This window comes from Pseudomonas sp. LAIL14HWK12:I1, from assembly GCF_003202095.1.
GTDB classification, from domain to species: Bacteria; Pseudomonadota; Gammaproteobacteria; order Pseudomonadales; family Pseudomonadaceae; genus Aquipseudomonas; species Aquipseudomonas monteilii.
In genome coordinates this window covers 109,040-131,530 of record NZ_QJKG01000008.1, presented here as the reverse complement: position 1 = coordinate 131,530, position 22,491 = coordinate 109,040, and the positions used below count along the sequence as shown (strand labels likewise).

The window sequence follows — 22,491 nt, the reverse complement described above, 5'->3', positions numbered from 1 at the left end:
GTGCTGCGCTGCCCTGACGAACAAGAATTCAAGGCAGGTAAGAAATGAGCGCTATCAACGTCTTCCAGCAAAACCCCGGCGCCGAGGCCAAGGCCCAGTCGCCACTGCACCACGCCGACCTGGCCAGCCTGGTTGGCAAAGGCCGCAAGAACGCAGGCGTGACCCTGCGTGAACGCAAGTTCCTTGGCCACCTCACCCTTCGCGGCGATGGCCACAACCCGGAATTCGCCGCAGGCGTGCACAAGGCCCTGGGCCTGGAGCTGCCGGTGGCCCTGACCGTGGTCGCCAACAACGACATGTCGCTGCAATGGGTCGGCCCGGATGAATGGTTGCTGATCGTACCCGGTGGCCAGGAACTGGCTGTCGAGCAAAAGCTGCGTGCAGCCCTTGAAGGCCAGCACATCCAGGTGGTCAACGTGAGCGGCGGGCAAAGCCTGCTGGAACTGCGCGGCCCGAATGTGCGTGAAGTGCTGATGAAGTCCACCAGCTATGATGTTCACCCGAACAACTTCCCGGTGGGCAAGGCAGTGGGTACCGTGTTCGCCAAGTCGCAACTGGTGATCCGCCGCACTGCGGAAGACACCTGGGAACTGGTGATTCGCCGCAGTTTCGCTGACTACTGGTGGCTGTGGCTGCAGGACGCTTCAGCCGAGTACGGCCTGAGCATCGAAGCCTAAGGAGCGCAGAACATGAGTCGGGCACCGGATACCTGGATTCTCACCGCCGACTGCCCGAGCATGCTCGGCACCGTCGACGTGGTGACGCGTTACCTCTTCGAGCAGCGCTGCTACGTGACGGAGCACCACTCTTTCGATGACCGGCAGTCGGGGCGCTTCTTCATTCGTGTGGAGTTCCGCCAGCCGGATGATTTCGACGAGGCGGGCTTCCGGGCCGGCCTTGCCGAGCGCAGCGAAGCGTTCGGCATGACGTTTGAGCTGACCGCACCGAATCACCGCCCCAAGGTGGTGATCATGGTGTCCAAGGCCGACCACTGCCTGAACGATCTGCTGTACCGCCAGCGCATCGGCCAGTTGGGTATGGACGTGGTTGCGGTGGTGTCCAACCATCCCGACCTCGAACCGCTGGCCCAGTGGCACAAAATTCCTTACTACCATTTCGCGCTCGATCCTAAGGATAAGCCTGGGCAGGAGCGCAAGGTGCTGCAGGTGATCGAGGAGACTGGCGCCGAGCTGGTTATCCTCGCTCGCTACATGCAGGTGCTATCGCCTGAGTTGTGCAGGCGCCTGGATGGCTGGGCCATCAACATTCACCACTCGTTGTTGCCAGGGTTCAAAGGCGCCAAGCCTTATCATCAGGCGTACAACAAGGGCGTGAAGATGGTCGGTGCGACTGCGCATTACATCAACAACGACCTGGACGAAGGGCCGATCATTGCCCAGGGCGTGGAAGTGGTGGACCACAGCCATTACCCGGAAGACCTGATTGCCAAAGGGCGCGATATCGAGTGCCTGACCCTGGCGCGGGCTGTGGGTTATCACATCGAGCGGCGGGTGTTCCTCAACGCCAACCGGACGGTCGTTCTCTAGCGCCTGTACCGGCCTCTTCGCGGCTAAAGCCGCTCCCACAGGTAAGCGTTGCCCATGAAGGCAGTGATATCCCTGTGGGAGCGGCTTTAGCCGCGAAGACGCCGGTACAGGCCGCCACCTCTGTTACTTTCCTCCATACCCTCCAACGACAACCCTGCCGCTAAAAGGCATCTCCCTGTCGCTCCCAGTCAGTGCATCCCGCCGTATCCGGCCCACAATTCCCTGCATTCCAGAAACACATGCCGCCCATGGATGGCGGCGCGTTCAACCACCGCTGCATAAATACAAATCAAGCGAGGTAAGAGCATGTCTGGCAATCGTGGAGTGGTATATCTCGGCGCCGGCAAGGTCGAGGTGCAGAAGATCGACTACCCGAAAATGCAGGACCCGCGCGGCAAGAAGATCGAGCACGGCGTGATCCTGAAGGTGGTCTCCACCAACATCTGCGGCTCCGACCAGCACATGGTCCGCGGTCGCACCACTGCCCAGGTCGGCCTGGTCCTGGGCCACGAAATCACTGGTGAAATCGTCGAGAAAGGCCGTGATGTCGAGCGCATGCAAATCGGCGACCTGGTCTCGGTACCCTTCAACGTCGCCTGTGGCCGTTGCCGCTCCTGCAAAGAGATGCACACCGGTGTCTGCCTCACCGTCAACCCGGCCCGCGCCGGCGGTGCCTACGGCTACGTCGACATGGGCGACTGGACCGGTGGCCAGGCCGAGTACGTGCTGGTGCCGTACGCCGACTTCAACCTGCTGAAACTGCCCGAGCGCGAAAAGGCCATGGAAAAGATCCGTGACCTGACCTGCCTGTCCGACATCCTGCCTACTGGCTACCACGGCGCCGTCACTGCTGGCGTAGGCCCAGGTAGCACCGTTTACGTCGCGGGCGCTGGCCCGGTTGGCTTGGCCGCTGCTGCCTCGGCCCGCCTGCTGGGCGCTGCCTGCGTTATCGTTGGCGACCTCAACCCGGCCCGGCTGGCCCACGCCAAGTCCCAAGGCTTCGAAGTGGTCGACCTGTCCAAGGACACCCCGCTGCATGAGCAGATCGTCGACATCCTCGGCGAGCCGGAAGTGGACTGCGCCGTTGACGCCGTTGGCTTCGAGGCCCGTGGCCATGGCCACGAGGGCGCCAAGCACGAAGCCCCTGCTACCGTGCTGAACTCGCTGATGCAGGTTACCCGCGTTGCCGGCAACATCGGTATCCCGGGCCTGTACGTGACCGAAGACCCGGGCGCGGTAGATGCCGCCGCCAAGATCGGCGCACTGAGCATCCGCTTTGGCCTGGGCTGGGCGAAGTCGCACAGCTTCCACACCGGCCAGACCCCGACCATGAAGTACAACCGCCAACTGATGCAGGCGATCATGTGGGACCGCATCAACATTGCCGAAGTGGTTGGCGTGCAGGTGATCAACCTGGATCAGGCGCCGGAAGGGTATGGTGAGTTTGATGCGGGGGTGCCGAAGAAGTTTGTGATTGACCCGCACAAGATGTGGGGTGCGGCGTAACAAATTTCGCTTAATAAGAGCCCCTCAATTTGAGGGGCTTTTTACACCCTATACTCGCTGATTCACTCATTTCGTCGGCGAATACGCCGTTGAATATTCTGTTGTAGACTTAGTATTTGGCCGTCCTGAGCATACATGTATAGCCTGCCTGGGTGATGATCTCTCATTATTCCCCTCATTATATTGCTCTTGATTCTTCCATTTTTTTGAGCTGAAAGACTTGCGGCAATCGATATCTCCCTGGTTATTTCAGAGAGGCCTTGAAACGGCTCTTCGCCAGGCACTGTTCGTGTATGGTCAGCCCAAATTCCGATATCATCAGCGTTACGGCCGGTTGGTATCCGATCAGGATTGTTGACCGAGAAGCGGCTACTGGAACCATGGCTAGAGGGTGGTGCTCTTCGCGGTAGAGTAGGCGCACCTTGTGCGGATACTGATTCATACGAGTTAAGGTCGGCATAGTTAGAGGAAAAACTACCGCTAGAGCTGTGCGAGTTAAGGCTGGCATAGTTAGAGGAGGAACTACCGTCAGAGCTTCGCGAGTTGATGCCGGAATATTCTGGTTGAGACGGGTACCGTTCTTGGATGGTGGGTGCTCTGTGAGGTACAGGGATTCGATCTCGACTTCTGGTTCGCCCGAATAAGTTGCCGATGCCTTTAAATAAACTCATCCAACTTTGACCTGATGGGTCCAGACGATTGATTGGGTCGCCACCACAGTAGGCATATGCATTGATACCGCCTTTGTCAAACGGGCTCATTACATCAGCCGATTGAAATCGTTGCAGGACGGGGTTGAAGCAACGATGACCGTTGCCAAGAGCATAGAGGCCTGTCAGAGCATCTCGGAACTGACCGTTAAATGCCAACAGCCTTTGCTTTGGAGGTGAATTAACTACGTACCCGTAAGGTGTGTACGCAGAAAAATGAAGGGCGCGCTCAGAATCAGGGGTTTTCTTCATCACCTTGGCCTGCTTGATGTGAATTATTGTTAGCAGTATTTCGATATCCAGCGCATGGCGCTACTGATAGAAATGACAGGTTGGCACCGCTGACCTGGGCCACTTTGATAGCCTCGACAACCAGCCCGGAACCAACCGTGAAACCCTAAGTCCAATGCCTCGTTTCCCCGGCCATCCCGGCCCATGAGGTCCCTTCCGATGAAAGCATTCACCCTGGCAACCCTGATGACCCTGGCCGCAAGCCCGGTTTTTGCCTTCAACCTCAGCGACGCGGCCAACGCCGTGTCTGCCATGCAGAACCAGCAACAGCAAGGCCAGGTGCAGGCGCCCGAGGCGCAGGCCAATTTGCTCAACACCTTGGGCAGCCAATTGAATATCACCCCCGAACAGGCCATTGGCGGGGCAGGGGCGATGTTGGGGCTGGCGCGCAATAACCTGAGCAGCGATGACTATGGGCAATTGACCAAGGCGGTGCCGGGGCTGGACCTGCTTGCGGGGGCCAATGCACTGGGTGGCTTGAGTGGCCTGGGTGAGTTGCTGGGCAAGAACAGCGGGAGCCAGTCGGCCTTGAACAATGCGCTGGGCAGCAATGTGGAAAACCGCAGCGACCTGGACACTGCGTTCAAGGCGCTGGGGATGGATACCGGGATGATCGGGCAGTTCGCGCCGTTGATTCTGCAGTACCTGGGGCAGCAGGGGATTGCCGGGTCGTTGTTGCAGAACCTGGGTAGCCTGTGGACGACGCCGGCACCGTTGGTTCAGCCTTCTGTCTAAAGACCGGGCCCTGCGGGAGCAACTGTCTTCTTGTGGAAGCTGAGCAGCCCAGACGATAAGAATCTCAGATCATTTCCTGGCGCAGTTGCTCAATCCGCTGGTCCTTCTCCTCCCAAAGCTGATTCACCCAGGCCTGCACAGTCTGGCGAAACTCAGGATCATTCTCGTAATCCCCCGCCCACAACGCCGGGTCGAGCTCACGCACCTGAATATCGATAATCACCCGGCTAATGCTGCCATTGAGCAAATCCCAGAACCCCGGTGCCTTGTTGCCGGGGTACACGATGGTCACATCCAGCAAGGCATCCAGCTGCTCACCCAACGCCGCCAACACAAACGCCACGCCACCCGCCTTGGGTTTGAGCAGGTAGCGATACGGCGACTGCTGTTCCAGGCGCTTGGCCTCGGTAAACCGGGTGCCTTCCAGGTAGTTCACCACGGTCACCGGCTGGCGTTTGAACAGCTCGCAGGCGGCCTTGGTGATTTCCAGGTCCTTGCCCTTGAGCTCGGGGTGCTTCTCCAGAAAGGCCTTGCTGTAGCGCTTCATGAACGGGTAATCCAGCCCCCACCATGCCAGGCCCAGCAGCGGTACCCAGATCAGCTCTTTCTTCAGGAAGAACTTGAAGAACGGTGTACGGCGGTTGAGGCTTTCGATCAGCGCGGGGATGTCGACCCAGGTCTGGTGGTTGCTCACGGCCAGGTACGAGGTGTCTTTGCGCAGGTTCTCGACGCCGCGAATGTCCCATTGGGTAGGAATGCACAAGGCGAAGATGGCCTTGTCGATTTCCGACCAGGTTTCGGCTACCCACATCACCGCCCACGAGGCATAGTCGCGGCCACGGCCCGGCAACACCAGTTTGAGCAGGGCGAAGACCAGCAGCGGGCAGATCAACACCACGGTATTGAGCAGCAACAGGGTGGTAGTGAGAATGCCGGTCAGCAGGCGACGCATAAAGAGACTCTTGTTGTGGGAGATAAACGGTTGGCAATGATAAGCAGCGCCGTAGCCTACGCCAAATGTCCAATGCCCGACGGCAGGGACAAATGTTTCACAACATGTTGGTTAACCTTGTGACAGCGAACCTATCCTGCCCGTGCAGTCTAAGCACTGAACCCTCTCAAGGAAGCCTGCCTGTGAAACCTCTGCTTGCCCTGTTGTCGTTGTTGGCACTGCCGGTAATGGCCGCTGAGCCTACGATCTATGGCCGTTACGAGAACATCACCCTGCCCGAGCTGGGCGAAACCCTGAAAGCCAAGATGGACACCGGTGCCTTCACCGCGTCGTTATCGGCCAAGGACATCGAACTGTTCACCCGTGATGGCGAGGAATGGGTACGCTTCCGCCTGGCCACCAAGGACTCGGATGGCAAGGTGTACGAGCACAAGGTATCGCGCATCAGCAAGATCAAGGGCCGCGCCGATGAAGAGGAAGAAGGCGATGCGCCGGAAATCTCCAAGCGCCCGGTGGTGGACCTGGAACTGTGCCTGGGTGACGTGAAGCGCACCGTGGAGGTGAACCTGGTGGACCGCAGCAGCTTCAATTACCCGCTGCTGGTGGGTTCCAAGGCGCTCCGCGAGTTCAAGGCTGCCGTGAACCCCGCCAAGAAGTTTACTGCTGGCAAGCCTGACTGCTGATTCGATCCGCCTGTTCTAGCCCTTTCGCGGGCACGCCCGCTCCCACAGGACTAGCGCTGCTCTGAAGGGCAGCACAGTACCTGTGGGAGCGGGCTTGCCCGCGAAGAGGCCAGTAAGCTAAAAGTGCAGTCTGCCCTCAACAAGGCCGGACGCCATGCCCCATATCCTCATCGTCGAAGACGAAGCCGCCATCGCCGACACCCTGGTCTACGCCCTTCAGGCCGATGGCCACAGTACTGAATGGGTGACCCTGGGCAGCGCCGCCCTCGACCAGCAACGCCAGCGCCCGGCCGACCTGATCATCCTCGACATCGGCCTGCCCGACATCAGTGGCTTCGAAACCTGCCGCCAGTTGCGCCGTTTCACCGAGGTGCCGGTGATGTTCCTCAGTGCCCGCGACGGTGAAATCGACCGGGTGGTAGGCCTGGAAATCGGTGCCGACGACTACGTGGTCAAACCCTTCAGCCCGCGCGAAGTGGCCGCACGGGTGCGCGCGATCCTCAAGCGCATGGCGCCCCGGGCAGAGCCTGCCACCGATACCGTGCTGTTCCAGCTCGACACCCTGCGCATGCAGATCACGTACCGTGGCCAGCCACTCACCCTGACCCGCCATGAGTTCCGTCTGCTGCAATCCCTGCTGGAACAACCGCAGCGGGTGTTCAGCCGCGAACAGTTGCTCGACGCCTTGGGCGTGGCCTCCGATGTGGGCTACGAGCGAACCATCGACAGCCATATCAAGAGCCTGCGCGCGAAGCTGCGCCAGGTAGCGGGCGACGCCGAGCCGATCCAGACCCACCGCGGCCTCGGCTACAGCTACAGCCCGGACCATGCCTGATGCGCCTGGGCATCCGGATTTTCCTGGTGTACTTCCTGTTCGTCGGGTTGGCGGGCTACTTTTTGCTTAATACCGTGCGCGAACAGATTCGCCCGGTGGTGCGCCAGTCGTCTGAAGAAACACTGGTAGACACCGCCAACCTGCTGGCCGAGATCCTGCGTGATGATGTCAAGGCCGGTACCCTGAACCAAAGCCATCTGCCCGAAGTGCTCAAGGCCTATGGCACGCGTAGCCCCGGCGCGCAAATCTGGGGCCTGGCCAAAACCCAGGTCAGCCACCGCATCTATGTCACCGATGCCAAGGGTATCGTGCTACTGGATTCCACCGGCGAGGCCCTGGGCAAGGACTATTCGCAGTGGAATGACGTGCTGAAGACCCTGCGTGGCGAGTACGGTGCCCGCTCCACCCGCAGCGATCCCAACGATGAAAGCACCTCGGTGATGCACGTGGCTGCACCGATCATGGATGAGAGCAAGATCATCGGCGTGGTCACCGTGGCCAAGCCCAACAGCTCGCTGCAACCGTACATCGACCGCTCCGAACAGCGTTTGCTTACCCTGGGCCTCGGGCTGATCGGGCTTGGCCTGCTGATCGGTGCAGCGTTGTCGTGGTGGTTGTCGCGCTCGTTGCGTCGGCTGGCTCGTTATGCGCAGGCTGTGAGCGAAGGCGAGCGTGCTGCGTTACCCCATTACAAGGGCGGCGAGCTGGCGCATTTGGCTCAGGCTGTGGAACGCATGCGCACGCAGCTGGAGGGCAAGGCCTATGTCGAGCGTTACGTGCATACCCTGACCCACGAGCTGAAAAGCCCGCTGGCGGCCATTCGCGGGGCGTCCGAGCTGTTGCAGGACGATATGCCGACCGACCAGCGCGCGCGGTTTGCCGGCAATATCGAGCGTGAGAGCGAACGCTTGCAGCAGATGGTCGAGCGTCTGCTCAACCTGGCCCGGGTCGAGCAGATGCAGGCGCTGGAAGACGAGCAGCAGGTGGCACTGGCGGCGCTGGTGGACGAGTTGTTGTTGGCCCATGCGGCGCGCATCGACGGGGCCAGTCTGCATGTGCGTCAGCGGGTGCCTGCCGGCTTGCGCTTGCTGTGTGATCCGTTCCTGATGCGCCAGGCGCTGGCCAACCTGCTCGACAACGCGTTGGACTTCACCCCGGAGGGAGGCGCGCTGTTGTTCGACCTGGAACGCGATGGCGAGCGGGTGGCGTTGAGCCTGTTCAACCAGGGGCAGGCGATACCGGCGTATGCCATCGGGCGGGTCAGCGAGCGGTTCTACTCGCTGCCGCGGCCAGGAAGTGGGCGCAAGAGCACCGGGCTGGGGCTGAACTTTGTGGCTGAAGTGATGCAGCTGCATGGTGGGGCGTTGGCGGTGGATAACGTCGATGGTGGCGTGCGGGTGAGGTTGTGGCTGCCGGTGCGGCGTATCAGCTGAGATAGCCGGGGCTGCTTTGCAGCCCATCGCCGGCAAGCCAGCTCCCACAGGTACAGCGCCAGGCTTGAAAGCTGTGGAGGCCTGTGGGAGCTGGCTTGCCGGCGATGAGGCCCTTGAAAGTACACACGATCTCCACACAACCTCCCTGAAGCCTCCACGCAAGACGCAGACACTGCGCCCACTGCCACAGGAGGCCCCATGACCAAGACCCTCGGTTACAAACTCGGCATGATCGCCGTGCTCATAGTGCTGTTGCTCATCCCGTTGCTGCTGATCAACGGCCTGATCGATGAGCGCCAGGCCCTGCGCGACGACGTACTGCGCGACATCGCGCAAAGTGCCAGCTTCGACCAGCAGCTCAGCGGCCCGCTGCTGGTGGTGCCGTATCGCAAGTACCAGCGCCGCTGGATCGAAAAGGATGGCGAGCGTACTCAGGAAACCAGCACTGTTGCCGGCCACCTGTACTTCCTGCCGGAAACCTTCGACGCCAACCTGGATGTGGACACCGAACTGCGTGCCCGAGGTATCTACCAGGCCCGCCTGTTCCACGCCAAAGGCCGCATCAGCGGCCGTTTCAAGCTCCCGGAGCGCTGGGGCATCGACAAGGACTTCGACGACTACCGCTTCGACAAGCCGTTCCTGGTGGTGGGCATCAGCGATATCCGCGGCATCGAGAACGGCCTGGAACTGAGCATGGATGAGCAAAAGGTGCCGTTCGAGGCCGGTACCCGGCTCGACTGGATGCGCGGCGGCGTGCATGCCAGCCTCCCAGCGCTGGACGGCCTGCAGGCGCGGGAATTCAGCTACGGCTTCGATCTGGCGCTGCAAGGCACTGGCCAGTTGCACATCGTGCCGGTGGGCCGCACCAGCAGCGTGGACATGCGCGCCAACTGGCCGCACCCAAGCTTCGTCGGCAGCTACCTGCCCAACCGCCGCGACATCGATGCCCAGGGCTTCAGCGCCCATTGGCAGACTTCGTTCTTTGCCACCAACCTTGAAGACGCCCTGCGCCAATGCGCCATTGCCGGGCAGTGCGCCGACTTCAGTGAACGCAGCTTCGGCGTGAGCTTTGTCGACCCGGTGGACCAGTACCTGAAAAGCGAACGGGCGATTAAATACGCGCTGTTGTTCATTGCGCTGACCTTTGCCGGCTTCTTCCTGTTCGAAGTGCTGAAAAACCTGAGCGTACACCCGGTGCAGTACATCCTGGTGGGCGTGGCGCTGGCGTTCTTCTACCTATTGTTGCTGTCGTTGTCAGAACACATCGGGTTTGGCCTGGCGTATGGGTTGTCGGCTTCGGCGTGCGTGCTGCTGATCGGCTTCTACCTGAGCCATGTGTTGCGCAGCCTGGGGCGAGGGGTTGGGTTCGCGGCAGGGTTGGCAGCCTTGTATGCGCTGCTCTACGGGCTGCTGAGCGCCGAGGATTATGCGCTGCTGATGGGCTCGCTGCTGTGCTTTGGCTTGCTGGGGGTGTTCATGGTGCTGACCCGGCGGCTGGACTGGGCGCGGGTGGGGAGGGCGGCATGAGGGAGGACAGAGAGATTGGGCGGTGGCTGGCCCAGCGGATCGGTCAGCTGTTTCCTGTTGTACCTAGGTGAGGCATTCGCGGGCGTGCCCGCTCCCACAGGTACGGCGCACATCTTGAAATTGGCGCCATACCCTGTGGGAGCGGGCGTGCCCGCGAAGAGGCCCTGTCAGGCCACTGGAGAGGTAGCCACCATCGACGGTCGCTTGGCCACCTCGGCATACCACGCCGCCAACCCAGGCTGGCGCTCACGCCAGCCAAACTCCGGCTGACGCAAATCCAGATACCCCAGCGCACAGGCCACGCCAATTGCCGCCAGATCGAACCCGGACATCAGCTCGGGCAAATGCTCCTGCTCCAGGTTGGCCAGGCTACGGCGGATCTTGTCGCCCTGCGCCTGCAACCAACCGTCCCAGCGCTTGTCCTCGGGCCGCAGGAAGCTTTCATAACGCGACGACACCGCCGCATCCATGATCGCATCGGCCTGCGACACCAGCGTCATGCGCCGCCAGCGCGCCGAGCCCTCTCGCGGCAACAGCGGCAGGCCGACGTGTTGCAGGTCGAGGTACTCGCAGATCACCCGGCTGTCATGCAGCACCGTGCCGTCTTCCAAGCGCAGGGCCGGGATCTTGCCGATCGGGTTGTCCTGGTTGAGCTGTGGGTCGCCGCTCACCGGGCTGATGTTCACCGGCTGCAGCTGCACCCGCTCAAGTTGGCCGGTCTCATGCAACACCACCATGACCTTGCGCACGAAAGGCGACAACGGCGAGTGGAACAGGGTCATCGTGCTCATGGTTCAATTGCCCTGCAGGCTGGGTGGCAGGCATACACCGGTGCCGCCGATGCCGCAGTAGCCGTCCGGGTTCTTGGCCAGGTACTGCTGGTGGTAGGCCTCGGCAAAGTACACGGTCGGCGCCTGGTCGATTTCAGTGGTGATTTCACCAAAGCCTGCCTTGTTCAGTTCGACCTGGAAGGCGTCACGGCTGGCCTTGGCCTGTTCCAGCTGTTCCGGGCTGGTGCAGTAGATGGCCGAGCGGTACTGGGTGCCGACGTCATTGCCCTGGCGCATACCCTGGGTGGGGTTGTGCAGCTCCCAGAACATCGCCAGCAGTTCGCGGTAGCTGACTTTGTCCTTGTCGAACACCACCAGCACCACCTCGGTGTGGCCGGTAAGGCCCGAGCAGACTTCTTCGTAGGTAGGGTTTGGGGTGAAACCGCCGGCGTAGCCGACCACAGTGCTGACCACGCCCTCGCGCTGCCAGAAGCGGCGCTCGGCGCCCCAGAAGCAACCCAGGCCGAAGATGGCGAAGTCGATGGCGCCTTCGAAGAACGGGCCGAGCAGCGGGGTGCCTTCGAACACGTAGTGGAACTCGGGCAGGGTCATTGGCGTTTCGCGGCCAGGCAGCGCCTGTTCCGCAGTTGGCATGACGTTTTTGTTCACCAGGATTTCCGAACGCAGGACCATGGCCGTTCCTCTGTGTTTTTTCAGTTGGATAGGTGTTGAAGCATTCGCGGGCATGCCCGCGAAGAGGCCCGAATGACTTCTATAGTGCCCGAGGTTTACGCCGCTGTCAGGCCACCGGGCCACGCGGGTAGCGCTTCAGCCGCTCAGCCAGCTCCCGTCCCGGAATCGGCCGGTCGAACAGGTAACCCTGGCCCACGTCGCAACGGTGGCGGCGCAGAAACGCCAGCTGCTCCGGCGTCTCGATCCCTTCAGCCACTACCTTCAGCTTGAGGTTGTGCGCCATGGCCACCACCGCCGAGGTAATTTCCATGTCGTCCTGGTTGTCGGGGATCTCATTGATGAAGCTGCGGTCGATCTTGAGAATGTCGATCGGAAACTTCTTCAGGTAGCTGAGCGAGGAGTAACCGGTGCCGAAATCGTCCATGGCCAGGGTCAGCCCCAGGGCCTTCAGCTCGTCCAGCTGGCGGTGGGTGTCTTCGGTGGCTTCCAGCAGTAGGCCTTCGGTCAGCTCCAGCTCCAGCAGGTGCGGGGGCAGGGCTTCTTCCTTGAGGATGGTGCTGATAGAGGCTACCAGGTCGGGGTCGGAAAACTGCTTGGGCGACAGGTTGATCGCTACGTGCAGGTTACCCAAGCCGGCCTCGCGCAGTTGCTGGCTCATGCTGCATGACTGGCGGATCACCCATTTGCCAATGGGAATGATCAGGCCGGTTTCTTCTGCCACGCTGATGAACTGGTCCGGGCGGATCATGCCGCGCTCGGGGTGGTTCCAGCGCAACAGCGCTTCCAGCCCCAACAGGCGGCCGCTGCGCAGGCAGATCTTGGGCTGGTAGAACACTTCCAGCTCGTTCTGGGTAAGTGCACGGCGCAGGTTGTTCTCGACGAACAGTTTGTAGCTGGCTTCGGCATTGAGCACTTCGGTAAACACCTGCACCTGATGCTTGCCGTTGGCCTTGGCCTTGTGCAACGCCAGGCCGGCGTTTTTCATCAGGCTGGCCGGGTCAGCGCCGTGCAGCGGCGCGTAGGCCAGGCCCACCGAGGCCGTGACGTTGATCAACTGGTTGTCGACGAACATCGGCTTGTCGAGGGTGCGCAGCAATTGCTGGGCAACGCCTTGGCCATCTTCCAGGCTGGTGTCGTCAAGCAATACCGCGAACTCGTTACTGGCAAAGCGCGCCAGGATACCGCCGGTGTGCAAGCTGTTGCGCAGGCGGCGGGCCAGGCTGATCAGCAGCTTGTCACCGGTCTGGTGGCCAAGGCTGTCGTTGATGCGCTTGAAGTTGTCGATGTCCACCAGCAGCAGGCACATCGCGCTTTCGCCATCGCGGGCAAAGCACTCGTCCAGGCTGCGGATGAACGCCGGGCGGTTGCCCAGGTTGGTCAGGTTGTCGGTGTAGGCCAGTCGCTCGATGCGCTGCTGGGCCAGCTTGGTCTGGGTGACGTCTTCGTAGATGCCGATGTAGTGGGTCAGCTCACGGTTATCGCCGTACACCTTGGAAATCGACAACTGGCCCCAGTAGGGCTCCAGGTTCTTGCGCCGGCTCTTGAACTCGCCCTGCCAGCTGTTGCCCATGGCCAGGCTCGACGGCGAGTCGAACAGCAATTCGCTGAGGTTCTCCAATGCCGGCAGCTCACCCAGGTGACGGCCTTGCACTTCATCGGTGCTGTATTGGGTGATTGCAGTGAAACTCGGGTTGACGTACTCCACCCGGCCATCGCAGTTCACCAGCAAAAAGGCGCTGGCGCTTTGCTCGACGGCACGCTGGAACAGGTGCAATGCGCTGGCCGCAGTGCGCCGGTTGTGGTTGGTGATGACTTGGGCGAACTGGTCGGCCAGCTCACCTGCAAAGGCAATCTCGTCCGACTGCCAGGCCCGTGGCTGGCCGGTCTGCTCCAGGCACAGCACGCCGACTACCTGGCCATCGACACGGATACTGGCGTCGAGCATGGCCTTGTTTTCCGGGCGCAAGCTTTGCGCCAGGGCGCGGGTGCGTGGGTCGTGGCCGGCGTTGTGGGCGTCGATGGCGCGGCTGGCGTGCAGCGCATCAAGGTAGTCGGGGAAGTGGCTGGCATCGATGGCTTCGGGCTGGCGATGCTCTTGTGCGACGCGGTACCAGGCGGTGATCGGTTCCAGACGCTGGTCGTCCAGGTGCCAGATGCTGGCGCTGTCGACCTTGTAGATTTCGCAGGCGCTGCGGGTAATCAGCTGGGCAGCTTCCAGCAGCGAGTTACCGGCACTGTAGCGCTGGCGGGCCAAGCGCAGGATCAGGTCCTGCTGGCCGCGCACGCGCTCCAGGTGTTCCAGCTGCTCTTGCTGGGCGCGCTGGTTCAGTTGCAGGGCCAGCTGCAGGCGGTTGTTGCGTGATTCCAGGTCGTTGGCGTCGGCTTCGCCGGTATCGTCCTGCAGGTCATCGAGCACGCTCAGGTAGCCGCGCAACAGCTGGCGGTTATGCTGCTTGTAGGCTTCACCCACCTCCAGCAGGCGCAGCGAGGCGCTGGGCGTGTGCAGGGTGTAGCGCACGCGGTAGTAGCCGCGCTGGGCCAGTTGCAGTTGGACCTCATCGTGCAGCCGGTAGCGTGCTTCCGGTTCCATCAGGCTGGCGTAGGGTGCATCTACCAAGGCACACAGGTCGCCGGCGTGCAGGCCGAACTGGCGCTCGCAGGCCGGGTCCAGGTAGAGCATGGCCCAGGTGGCTTCGTTGAGCCGTTCGAAACGCAGCATGCCGAGCCGCGAGGGCACGGGTAACGGCGTGACGACCTCGGCCGCCACACGGCTGGCGGCATCGGGTTGGCTTTTCATCGAAGACTCGCTTGAAGAGGGAACGCGGCCTTGCGGCGGCGGCAGATTCGGCAAGGTTGCATCATGTCCCGAGGGCTGGCAAGCGGCCATGCGTGATGCTGTGTACGGGTTATCGGCTGTTGGGCCGGAAATGTTAGTTCGCCTTGAGAATTTTGGCGCCTGGGAAACCGAGCGCCGCCCGCGCGGCGCTCGATCTCCCCGGCGCCACAACCCTATCGGCGGACAAAAAAAAGCCCCGCCAATCGACGGGGTTGAGGTACGAGCGTGGCAGCTCGAAAAGGGTACTGCCCCTCGCAAGGAGGGGCAGCGGGCTGCCTTACAGCAGCATGGTGCGGATATCGCCCAGCACGTCGCCCAGGCGCTTGGTGAAGCGCGCGGCGGCTGCGCCGTTGATCACACGGTGATCGTAGGACAGCGACAGTGGCAGCATCAGCTTCGGCTGGAAGGCCTTGCCATCCCACACTGGCTGCATGGTCGCCTTGGAGACGCCCAGGATAGCCACTTCCGGCGCGTTGACGATCGGCGTGAAGCCGGTGCCGCCAATGTGGCCGAGGCTGGAGATGGTGAAGCAGGCGCCTTGCATCTCGTCGGCCGACAGCTTCTTGGTGCGGGCTTTTTCGGCCAGCGCAGCCGCTTCGGCAGCCAGTTGCAGCAGGCTCTTCTGGTCGACGTTCTTGATCACAGGGACCAGCAGGCCGTCTGGAGTGTCCACGGCGAAGCCGATGTGCACGTACTTCTTGCGGATGATGGCCTTGCCGCTTGGCGCCAGCGAGCTGTTGAAGTCTGGCAGTTCCTTGAGCAGGAAAGCACAGGCCTTGAGCAGCAGTGGCAGCACGGTCAGCTTCACGCCGGCCTTCTCGGCCACGGCCTTCTGCGCAACGCGGAAGGCTTCCAGCTCGGTGATGTCGGCAGAGTCGAACTGGGTCACGTGCGGCACGTTCAGCCAGCTGCGGTGCAGGTTGGCAGCACCGACCTGCATCAGGCGGGTCAGGGCCACTTCTTCCACTTCACCGAACTTGCTGAAGTCCACGGCAGGGATCGGCGGGATGCCGGCGCCGCCGGTTGCACCGGCAGCGGCCGGAGCTTCCTTGGCCTTCTGCATCATCGCTTTGACGTAAACCTGCACGTCTTCTTTCAGAATGCGGCCGTGCGGACCGGTGGCGGCAACAGCGCCCAGGTCGACACCGAATTCACGGGCCAGCTGACGAACGGCGGGGCCTGCGTGAACCTTGGCGTTACTGCCAGCGGCCGGTGCGGTAGCAGCCGGTGCTGGGGCAGCAGCCGGGGCGGCAGCGGCGGGTGCGGCTGCCGGAGCAGCCTCAGCCTTGGCTGGCGCCGGGGCAGCAGCAGGGGCCGGAGCGGCAGCCGGGGCTGCGCCAGCGACCTTCAGCTTGAAGATCAGGTCGCCAGTGCCGACTTCGTCTTCCAGCTTGCACAGCACTTCTTCGACCACGCCAGCAGCTGGCGACGGGATTTCCATGGAGGCCTTGTCGGACTCCAGGGTAATCAGCGACTGGTCGGCTTCGACAGTGTCGCCGACCTTGACCAGCACTTCGATGATCTTGGCCTTGCCCGACGAGCCGATGTCCGGCACGTGGATGTCCTGCACGCTGGCGGCAGCCGGGGCTGCGGCTGGCGCAGGGGCGGCTTCGGCAGCAGGCGCCGGGGCAGCAGCCGGGGCCGGAGCAGCAGCGGCCGGAGCCTCAGGGGCCGCAGCAGCGGCGCCCTCGGCTTCCAGAACCAGCAGCTCGTCGCCTTCTTTCAGGCGGTCGCCCAGCTTTACTTTCAGTTCTTTGATGACACCGGCCTTGGGGGCCGGGATTTCCATGGAGGCCTTGTCGGACTCCAGGGTCAGCAGGCTCTGGTCAGCCTCGATACGGTCACCGACCTTGACGAACAGCTCGATGATTTCACCTTCACCGCTGCCGATGTCAGGTACGCGAATGAGTTCGCTCACTTAAAAATACTCCTCAGCAGTCCAGTGGGTTGCGCTTGTCCGGGTCGATACCGAACTTGACGATAGCGTCTGCAACAACCTTGGGTTCGATCTCGCCACGGTCAGCCAGGGCTTCCAGGGCAGCCAGCACCACGAAGTGGCGGTCGACTTCGAAGAAGTGACGCAGCTTCTTGCGGCTGTCGCTGCGACCGTAACCGTCGGTACCCAGGACCTTGAACTCTTTGCTCGGAACCCACTGGCGAATCTGCTCGGCGAACAGTTTCATGTAGTCGGTAGAGGCGATGACCGGGCCTTTGCGGCCGTTCAGGCACTGCTCGACATAGGTCTGCTGTGGCTTCTGGCCAGGCTTCAGGCGGTTGGCGCGTTCTACGGCCAGGCCGTCGCGGCGCAGTTCGTTGAAGCTGGTGACGCTCCATACGTCGGCACCGACGTTGAACTCTTCACGCAGGATTTTCGCCGCTTCGCGGACTTCGCGCAGGATGGTGCCGGAGCCCATCAGCTGTACGTGGTGCGCGGCTTCGCGGGTGTCTTCTTCCAGCAGGTACATGCCCTTGATGATGCCTTCCTCGACACCGGCCGGCATGGCTGGCTGCTGGTAGGATTCGTTCATCACGGTGATGTAGTAGAAGATGTCCTGTTGCTCTTCGGTCATCTTCTTCATGCCGTCCTGGATGATCACCGCCAGCTCGTAGCCGTAGGTTGGATCGTAGGTGCGGCAGTTCGGGATGGTGCCCGCCATCATGTGGCTGTGACCGTCTTCGTGCTGCAGGCCTTCACCGTTCAGGGTGGTACGGCCGGCGGTACCGCCGATCAGGAAGCCACGGGTGCGGCTGTCGCCAGCGGCCCAGGCCAGGTCGCCAATGCGCTGGAAGCCGAACATCGAGTAGAAGATGTAGAACGGCAGCATCGGCTGGTTGTGGCAGCTGTACGAGGTACCGGCAGCGATGAACGACGACATGGCGCCGGCTTCGTTGATGCCTTCTTCGAGGATCTGGCCCTTCTTGTCCTCGCGGTAGAACATCACCTGGTCTTTATCGACTGGCTCGTAGAGCTGGCCGACCGACGAGTAGATGCCCAGCTGGCGGAACATGCCTTCCATACCGAAGGTACGGGCTTCGTCCGGGATGATCGGGACGATGCGCTGACCGATTTCCTTGTCCTTGACCAGCTGCGCCAGAATGCGCACGAAGGCCATGGTGGTGGAGATTTCGCGGTCGCCCGAGCCGTCCAGGATCGCTTTCAGCGTTTCCAGTGGCGGGGTCGGTACGCTGAAGCTCTTGGCGCGGCGCTGTGGCACGAAACCGCCCAGGGCAGCACGGCGCTCGGCCAGGTACTTGGCTTCGGCAGAACCTTCTTCCGGCTTGAAGAACGGCAGGTTCTCCAGGTCGGCATCCTTGACCGGGATGTCGAAGCGGTCACGGAAGTGACGCAGGCTGTCGACGTCGACCTTCTTGGTGTTGTGCGCGGTGTTCTTGGCTTCGCCGGCACCGGTACCGTAACCCTTGATGGTCTTGGCCAGGATGACGGTCGGCTGGTCTTTGTGGTTGACCGCCTGGTGGTACGCCGCGTAGACCTTGTACGGGTCGTGGCCGCCACGGTTGAGCTTCCAGATCTCATCGTCGGACAGGTCTTCGACCATGGCCTTGAGCTCTGGGGTGTTGAAGAAGTTCTCACGAACGTACGCGCCGTCTTTGGCTTTGTAGTTCTGGTACTCGCCGTCGATGACTTCGTCCATGCGGCGCTGCAGGGCACCGTTGGTGTCCTTGGCGAACAATGGGTCCCAGAAACGGCCCCAGACAACCTTGTTGACGTTCCAGCCACCGCCACGGAACACGCCTTCGAGTTCCTGGATGATCTTGCCGTTGCCGCGAACCGGGCCGTCGAGGCGCTGCAGGTTGCAGTTGATGACGAAAATCAGGTTGTCCAGCTTCTCGCGGCCGGCCAGGGCGATTGCGCCCAGGGATTCCGGCTCGTCGCACTCGCCGTCGCCCATGAAGCACCAGACTTTCTGCTTGCCGGCCGGGATGTAGCCGCGCGCTTCCAGGTACTTCATGAAGCGTGCCTGGTAGATGGCCTGGATCGGGCCCAGACCCATCGATACGGTCGGGAACTGCCAGAAGTCAGGCATCAGCCATGGGTGCGGGTACGAAGACAGGCCGTTGCCGTCCACTTCCTGACGGAAGTTGTTCATCTGGTCTTCGGTGATGCGGCCTTCCATGAAGGCGCGGGCGTAGATGCCTGGGGAGGCGTGGCCCTGGAAGAAGATCAGGTCGCCGCCGTGTTCTTCGGTCGGGGCCTGGAAGAAGTAGTTGAAGCCGATGTCGTACAGGGTGGCACTGGAGGCGAAGCTGGAGATGTGTCCGCCCAGGTCCGAGTCTTTCAGGTTGGTGCGCATGACCATGGCCAAGGCGTTCCAACGCACCATCGAGCGAATGCGGCGTTCCATGAACAGGTCGCCAGGCATGCGTGCTTCGTGGGTGACAGGGATGGTGTTGCGGTATGGCGTGGTGATCGCATACGGCAGCTGGGAGCCACTACGGGTGGCCAGCTCGCCCATACGGGTCATCAGGTAATGAGCGCGGTCTTCGCCTTCTTTGTCGAGGACCGACTCCAGGGCATCCAGCCATTCCTGGGTTTCGATTGGATCGAGGTCTTGCATGGCTTGCTCCAGGGCGGAAAGGCAACCAGAATCGATTGCCTGAAGTTGCGACTGGCCTTATGGGCAGACGTCGTGAATTCTTGGATTACCGGGGTGTCTTCCGGCGCGTTGTAGTTTTACTACATTTGCTTTCGCATTTCATGCTTTTACACGACGCGAGTAGTAGTAAAACTACATTTGTGCGACGTTTGGTCGCACCTTGGCTTGTGAGGAAAAACGTTCATGTTGGTTGGCATTGTGTCGCGAACGGGTGGTTCTTGATGTTTGTTGCCAAGTTTTCGTTTTTTTCAGCTATTTCCAACTTTTGTACGACAGTCCAACCGTGGTCCGGCTTCCCCTTGGCCGCTTTTTCCCCTCTATTTCACGCCGATCAAGGATAGACCATGCGCCTGCCTTTGCCGTCCGATCTGCCCGCCATCCTTCAGCCACTGGTCGCTCGCAACCAGCAATTCCTCAGCGATGCGCTAGCGGCTCACCCTGAGCTCGACCTGAATGCATGGAGCCCGCTGCACCGGCAGCAATTCGACCAGGTGGCCGCAGCCAGCGATTTTGTCCTGGGCCTGGCCCAGCGCGAGCCGGCCATGCTGTTCGGCCTGCTGACCAGTGGCGAACTGGAGCGTCGTTATGCGCCGGGTGAGCTGCGCGGGCACATCGCGGCGGTCGCCCAGGCGGCGCAAAGCGATGATGAGCTGGCGCGCAACCTGCGCCGCGAGCGCAACCGCCAGCAGTTGCGCATCATTTGGCGCGACATCACCCGTCAGGCGGAACTGAGTGAAACCTGCCGCGACCTGTCGGACCTGGCCGATGCCGCCATCGACGAAGCCTACCAATGGCTGTACCCGCGCCATTGCCAGCAGTTCGGCACGCCCATCGGCAACCGCAGCGGCCAGCCGCAGCACATGGTGGTGCTGGGCATGGGCAAGCTGGGGGCGGTGGAGCTGAACCTGTCGTCGGACATCGACCTGATCTTCGGCTTCCCCGAAGGCGGCGAAACCGAAGGGGTGAAGCGTTCGCTGGAAAACCAGGAGTTCTTCACCCGCCTGGGCCAGCGGCTGATCAAGGCGTTGGACCCGGTTACCGTCGATGGTTTCGTGTTCCGCGTCGACATGCGCCTGCGCCCCTATGGTTCGGCCGGCGCACTGGTGCTCAGCTTCAATGCCCTGGAGCAGTACTACCAGGACCAGGGTCGCGACTGGGAGCGCTACGCGATGATCAAGGCGCGGGTGGTGGCGGGTGACCAGGCTGCCGGCGCACAACTGCAGGAGATGCTGCGCCCGTTCGTGTACCGCCGTTACCTGGACTTTTCCGCGATCGAAGCGCTGCGCACCATGAAGCAGTTGATTCAGCAGGAAGTGCGGCGCAAGGGCATGGCCGACAACATCAAGCTGGGTGCCGGTGGTATCCGCGAGGTTGAGTTCATCGCCCAGGCTTTCCAGCTGATCCACGGCGGGCGCGACCTGAGCTTGCAGCAACGGCCGTTGCTCAAGGTGCTGGCCACCCTCGAAGGCCAGGGTTACCTGCCGCCGGCGGTGGTCGCCGAGCTGCGCGAAGGTTATGAGTTCTTGCGTTATACCGAGCATGCCATCCAGGCCATCGCCGACCGCCAGACGCAAATGTTGCCAGAGGGCGAGACCGACCAGGCGCGGGTGGCCTACATGCTCGGTTTTGCCGACTGGCAGAGCTTCCACGACCAGTTGACCTATTGGCGTGGCCGTATCGACTGGCACTTCCGCCAAGTGATCGCCGACCCGGATGATGAAGACGGTGAAGGCGAACTGGTGGTGGGTGGCGAATGGTCGCCGCTGTGGGAACAGGCGCAGGATGAAGAAGCCGCTGGCCGGCAGCTGGAAGAGGCTGGCTTCAAAGAGCCTGTCGAAGCCTTGCGGCGTTTGGCGGGGCTGCGCTCAAGCCCGCAGTTGCGGTCGATGCAGCGCATTGGCCGTGAGCGGCTGGATGCCTTTATTCCGCGCCTGCTGGCCCAGGCGGTCGAGCACGATAATCCCGACTTGGTGCTGGAGCGTGTGCTGCCACTGGTCGAAGCCGTGGCGCGGCGTTCGGCTTACCTGGTGCTGCTGACCGAAAACCCGGGTGCCCTGCGCCGTCTGCTGACCTTGTGCGCCGCCAGCCCGTGGATTGCCGAGCAGATTGCGCTGTACCCGTTGCTGCTCGACGAACTGCTTAACGAAGGCCGCCTGTTCAGCCCGCCCCTGGCTCCCGAGCTGGCCAGCGAGTTGCGCGAACGCCTGACGCGCATCCCCGAGGATGACCTGGAGCAGCAGATGGAGGCACTGCGCCACTTCAAGCTGGCCCACAGCCTGCGTGTGGCCGCGTCGGAAATCAGTGGCAACCTGCCGTTGATGAAAGTCAGCGACTACCTGACCTGGCTGGCCGAAGCCATCCTCGACCAGGTACTGGCCCTGGCCTGGCGCCAGACCGTGGCCCGCCATGGCCAGCCCAAGCGCAGCGACGGCAGTCTCTGCGATCCGGGATTCATCATCATTGGTTATGGCAAGGTCGGCGGCCTGGAGCTGGGGCACGGCTCTGATCTGGACCTGGTGTTCATCCACGACGGCGACCCGCAAGAGGAAACCGACGGTGCCAAGCCCATCGACAGTGCGCAGTTCTTCACCCGGCTGGGCCAGCGCATCATCCACCTGCTGACCACCCAGACCAACTCGGGCCAGCTGTATGACGTGGACATGCGCCTGCGTCCGTCCGGCGCCTCCGGCCTGCTGGTGAGTTCGCTGGGCGCCTTCGAGCGCTACCAGCAGAACGAAGCCTGGACCTGGGAGCATCAGGCCTTGGTGCGGGCCCGCGTGCTGGTGGGCTGCAAGCAGGTTGGCGCGGCGTTCGAAGGCGTGCGTGCCAAGGTGCTGGGCCAGGCCCGCGACTTGGAAAAACTGCGCACCGAAGTGAGTGAAATGCGCGCCAAGATGCGTGACAACCTGGGGACCAAGGCCACGGCTGCGGGTACTGCGGCTAACGCGTTCGAGGCCGGTGTGCCCTTCGATATCAAGCAGGATGCCGGCGGTATCGTCGATATCGAATTTATGGTGCAATACGCGGCTTTGGCCTGGTCCCATGACCACCCGGCCATACTCCGATGGACCGATAACATCCGCATTCTGGAAGAACTGGAGCAGGCGAGTTTGATGCCGGCCAGTGACGCGGTGCTGTTGCGTGAAGTGTACAAGGCGTTCCGCTCAGCCTCCCACCGCCAGGCCCTGCAGAAGCAGGCCGGGGTGATCGACGCGGCGCAGTTTGCCGATGAACGCCGTCAAGTGCGGCGGATCTGGGGGGAACTGGGTTTGACCTGACGGCCCACCGTCCCCACAGGGGCTGTGATCAGCCATGGACTTGCCTGAGTGGTACACTGTCCGCCACATAGCCTGAATA

16 protein-coding genes are annotated in these 22,491 nt (G+C 62.0%); 9 read left to right on the top strand and 7 right to left on the bottom strand.

All coding sequences use genetic code 11. The features are described 5' to 3' along the window. Nucleotides 1-44: 44 nt before the first annotated feature. The 3 genes from D906_RS19825 (at nt 45) to fdhA (ending at nt 3,053) form a co-directional block, all read left to right on the top strand. Nucleotides 45-677 carry a sarcosine oxidase subunit gamma gene (locus D906_RS19825; protein ID WP_016484539.1) on the top strand — a complete coding sequence of 211 codons (633 nt, stop codon included), beginning with the start codon at nt 45-47 and terminating at the stop codon, nt 675-677. Nucleotides 678-689: 12 nt separating this feature from the next. After that, nucleotides 690-1,547, top strand: a complete 858-nt coding sequence (purU, locus tag D906_RS19820) for a formyltetrahydrofolate deformylase (RefSeq protein WP_019096474.1) — start codon at nt 690-692, stop codon at nt 1,545-1,547. A gap of 306 nt (nt 1,548-1,853) precedes the next feature. After that, on the top strand, nt 1,854-3,053 hold the full coding sequence (fdhA, locus tag D906_RS19815; RefSeq protein WP_027615927.1) for a formaldehyde dehydrogenase, glutathione-independent: 1,200 nt from the start codon (nt 1,854-1,856) through the stop codon (nt 3,051-3,053). 62 nt (nt 3,054-3,115) lie between these two features. On the opposite strand, the gene D906_RS27080 is transcribed toward fdhA, so the two are convergent. Next, the gene (locus D906_RS27080; protein WP_080587334.1) at nt 3,116-4,015 is read right to left on the bottom strand and encodes an RHS repeat-associated core domain-containing protein; all 900 of its coding nucleotides are present in this window, start codon (nt 4,013-4,015) and stop codon (nt 3,116-3,118) included. 198 nt (nt 4,016-4,213) lie between these two features. On the opposite strand from D906_RS27080, the gene D906_RS19805 reads away from it, so the two are divergent. Beyond that, nucleotides 4,214-4,789 carry a DUF2780 domain-containing protein gene (locus D906_RS19805; RefSeq protein ID WP_027610131.1) on the top strand — a complete coding sequence of 192 codons (576 nt, stop codon included), beginning with the start codon at nt 4,214-4,216 and terminating at the stop codon, nt 4,787-4,789. Nucleotides 4,790-4,853: 64 nt separating this feature from the next. On the opposite strand, the gene D906_RS19800 is transcribed toward D906_RS19805, so the two are convergent. Continuing rightward, nucleotides 4,854-5,741, bottom strand: a complete 888-nt coding sequence (locus D906_RS19800) for an acyltransferase (RefSeq protein WP_019096442.1) — start codon at nt 5,739-5,741, stop codon at nt 4,854-4,856. Between the two features lie 182 nt (nt 5,742-5,923). On the opposite strand from D906_RS19800, the gene D906_RS19795 reads away from it, so the two are divergent. From D906_RS19795 to creD, 4 genes are all read left to right on the top strand, one after another. Then, nucleotides 5,924-6,424 (top strand): ATP-dependent zinc protease, encoded by a 501-nt coding sequence (locus tag D906_RS19795; RefSeq protein WP_019096441.1) that lies wholly within the window; start codon nt 5,924-5,926, stop codon nt 6,422-6,424. 154 nt (nt 6,425-6,578) lie between these two features. Then, nucleotides 6,579-7,259 carry a two-component system response regulator CreB gene (gene creB, locus D906_RS19790; RefSeq protein WP_019096440.1) on the top strand — a complete coding sequence of 227 codons (681 nt, stop codon included), beginning with the start codon at nt 6,579-6,581 and terminating at the stop codon, nt 7,257-7,259. Further along, nucleotides 7,259-8,692 (top strand): two-component system sensor histidine kinase CreC, encoded by a 1,434-nt coding sequence (gene creC, locus D906_RS19785; protein ID WP_019096439.1) that lies wholly within the window; start codon nt 7,259-7,261, stop codon nt 8,690-8,692. Before creB ends, creC begins: the two co-directional genes overlap by 1 nt. Before the next feature lie 198 nt (nt 8,693-8,890). After that, a complete protein-coding gene (creD, locus tag D906_RS19780) occupies nt 8,891-10,219 on the top strand; it encodes a cell envelope integrity protein CreD (RefSeq protein WP_025754057.1) in 1,329 nt (442 codons plus the stop codon). A gap of 167 nt (nt 10,220-10,386) precedes the next feature. Here the strand turns inward: creD and D906_RS19770 are convergent, their stop codons facing one another. The 5 genes from D906_RS19770 to aceE all read right to left on the bottom strand — a co-directional run bounded on the left by D906_RS19770 (nt 10,387) and on the right by aceE (nt 19,095). After that, the gene (locus D906_RS19770) at nt 10,387-11,010 is read right to left on the bottom strand and encodes a glutathione S-transferase (RefSeq protein ID WP_027615926.1); all 624 of its coding nucleotides are present in this window, start codon (nt 11,008-11,010) and stop codon (nt 10,387-10,389) included. Between the two features lie 3 nt (nt 11,011-11,013). Continuing rightward, nucleotides 11,014-11,682 carry a peptide-methionine (S)-S-oxide reductase MsrA gene (gene msrA / locus D906_RS19765; RefSeq protein ID WP_016714536.1) on the bottom strand — a complete coding sequence of 223 codons (669 nt, stop codon included), beginning with the start codon at nt 11,680-11,682 and terminating at the stop codon, nt 11,014-11,016. A gap of 106 nt (nt 11,683-11,788) precedes the next feature. After that, nucleotides 11,789-14,479 carry a bifunctional diguanylate cyclase/phosphodiesterase gene (locus D906_RS19760; RefSeq protein ID WP_027615925.1) on the bottom strand — a complete coding sequence of 897 codons (2,691 nt, stop codon included), beginning with the start codon at nt 14,477-14,479 and terminating at the stop codon, nt 11,789-11,791. Between the two features lie 316 nt (nt 14,480-14,795). Beyond that, nucleotides 14,796-16,436, bottom strand: a complete 1,641-nt coding sequence (gene aceF, locus D906_RS19755; protein ID WP_027610127.1) for a dihydrolipoyllysine-residue acetyltransferase — start codon at nt 16,434-16,436, stop codon at nt 14,796-14,798. A gap of 13 nt (nt 16,437-16,449) precedes the next feature. Further along, on the bottom strand, nt 16,450-19,095 hold the full coding sequence (aceE, locus tag D906_RS19750) for a pyruvate dehydrogenase (acetyl-transferring), homodimeric type (protein ID WP_019096920.1): 2,646 nt from the start codon (nt 19,093-19,095) through the stop codon (nt 16,450-16,452). 383 nt (nt 19,096-19,478) lie between these two features. On the opposite strand from aceE, the gene glnE reads away from it, so the two are divergent. Next, nucleotides 19,479-22,412, top strand: coding sequence for a bifunctional [glutamate--ammonia ligase]-adenylyl-L-tyrosine phosphorylase/[glutamate--ammonia-ligase] adenylyltransferase (gene glnE, locus D906_RS19745; RefSeq protein WP_025754053.1), 2,934 nt, complete (start codon nt 19,479-19,481; stop codon nt 22,410-22,412). Nucleotides 22,413-22,491: the final 79 nt, after the last annotated feature.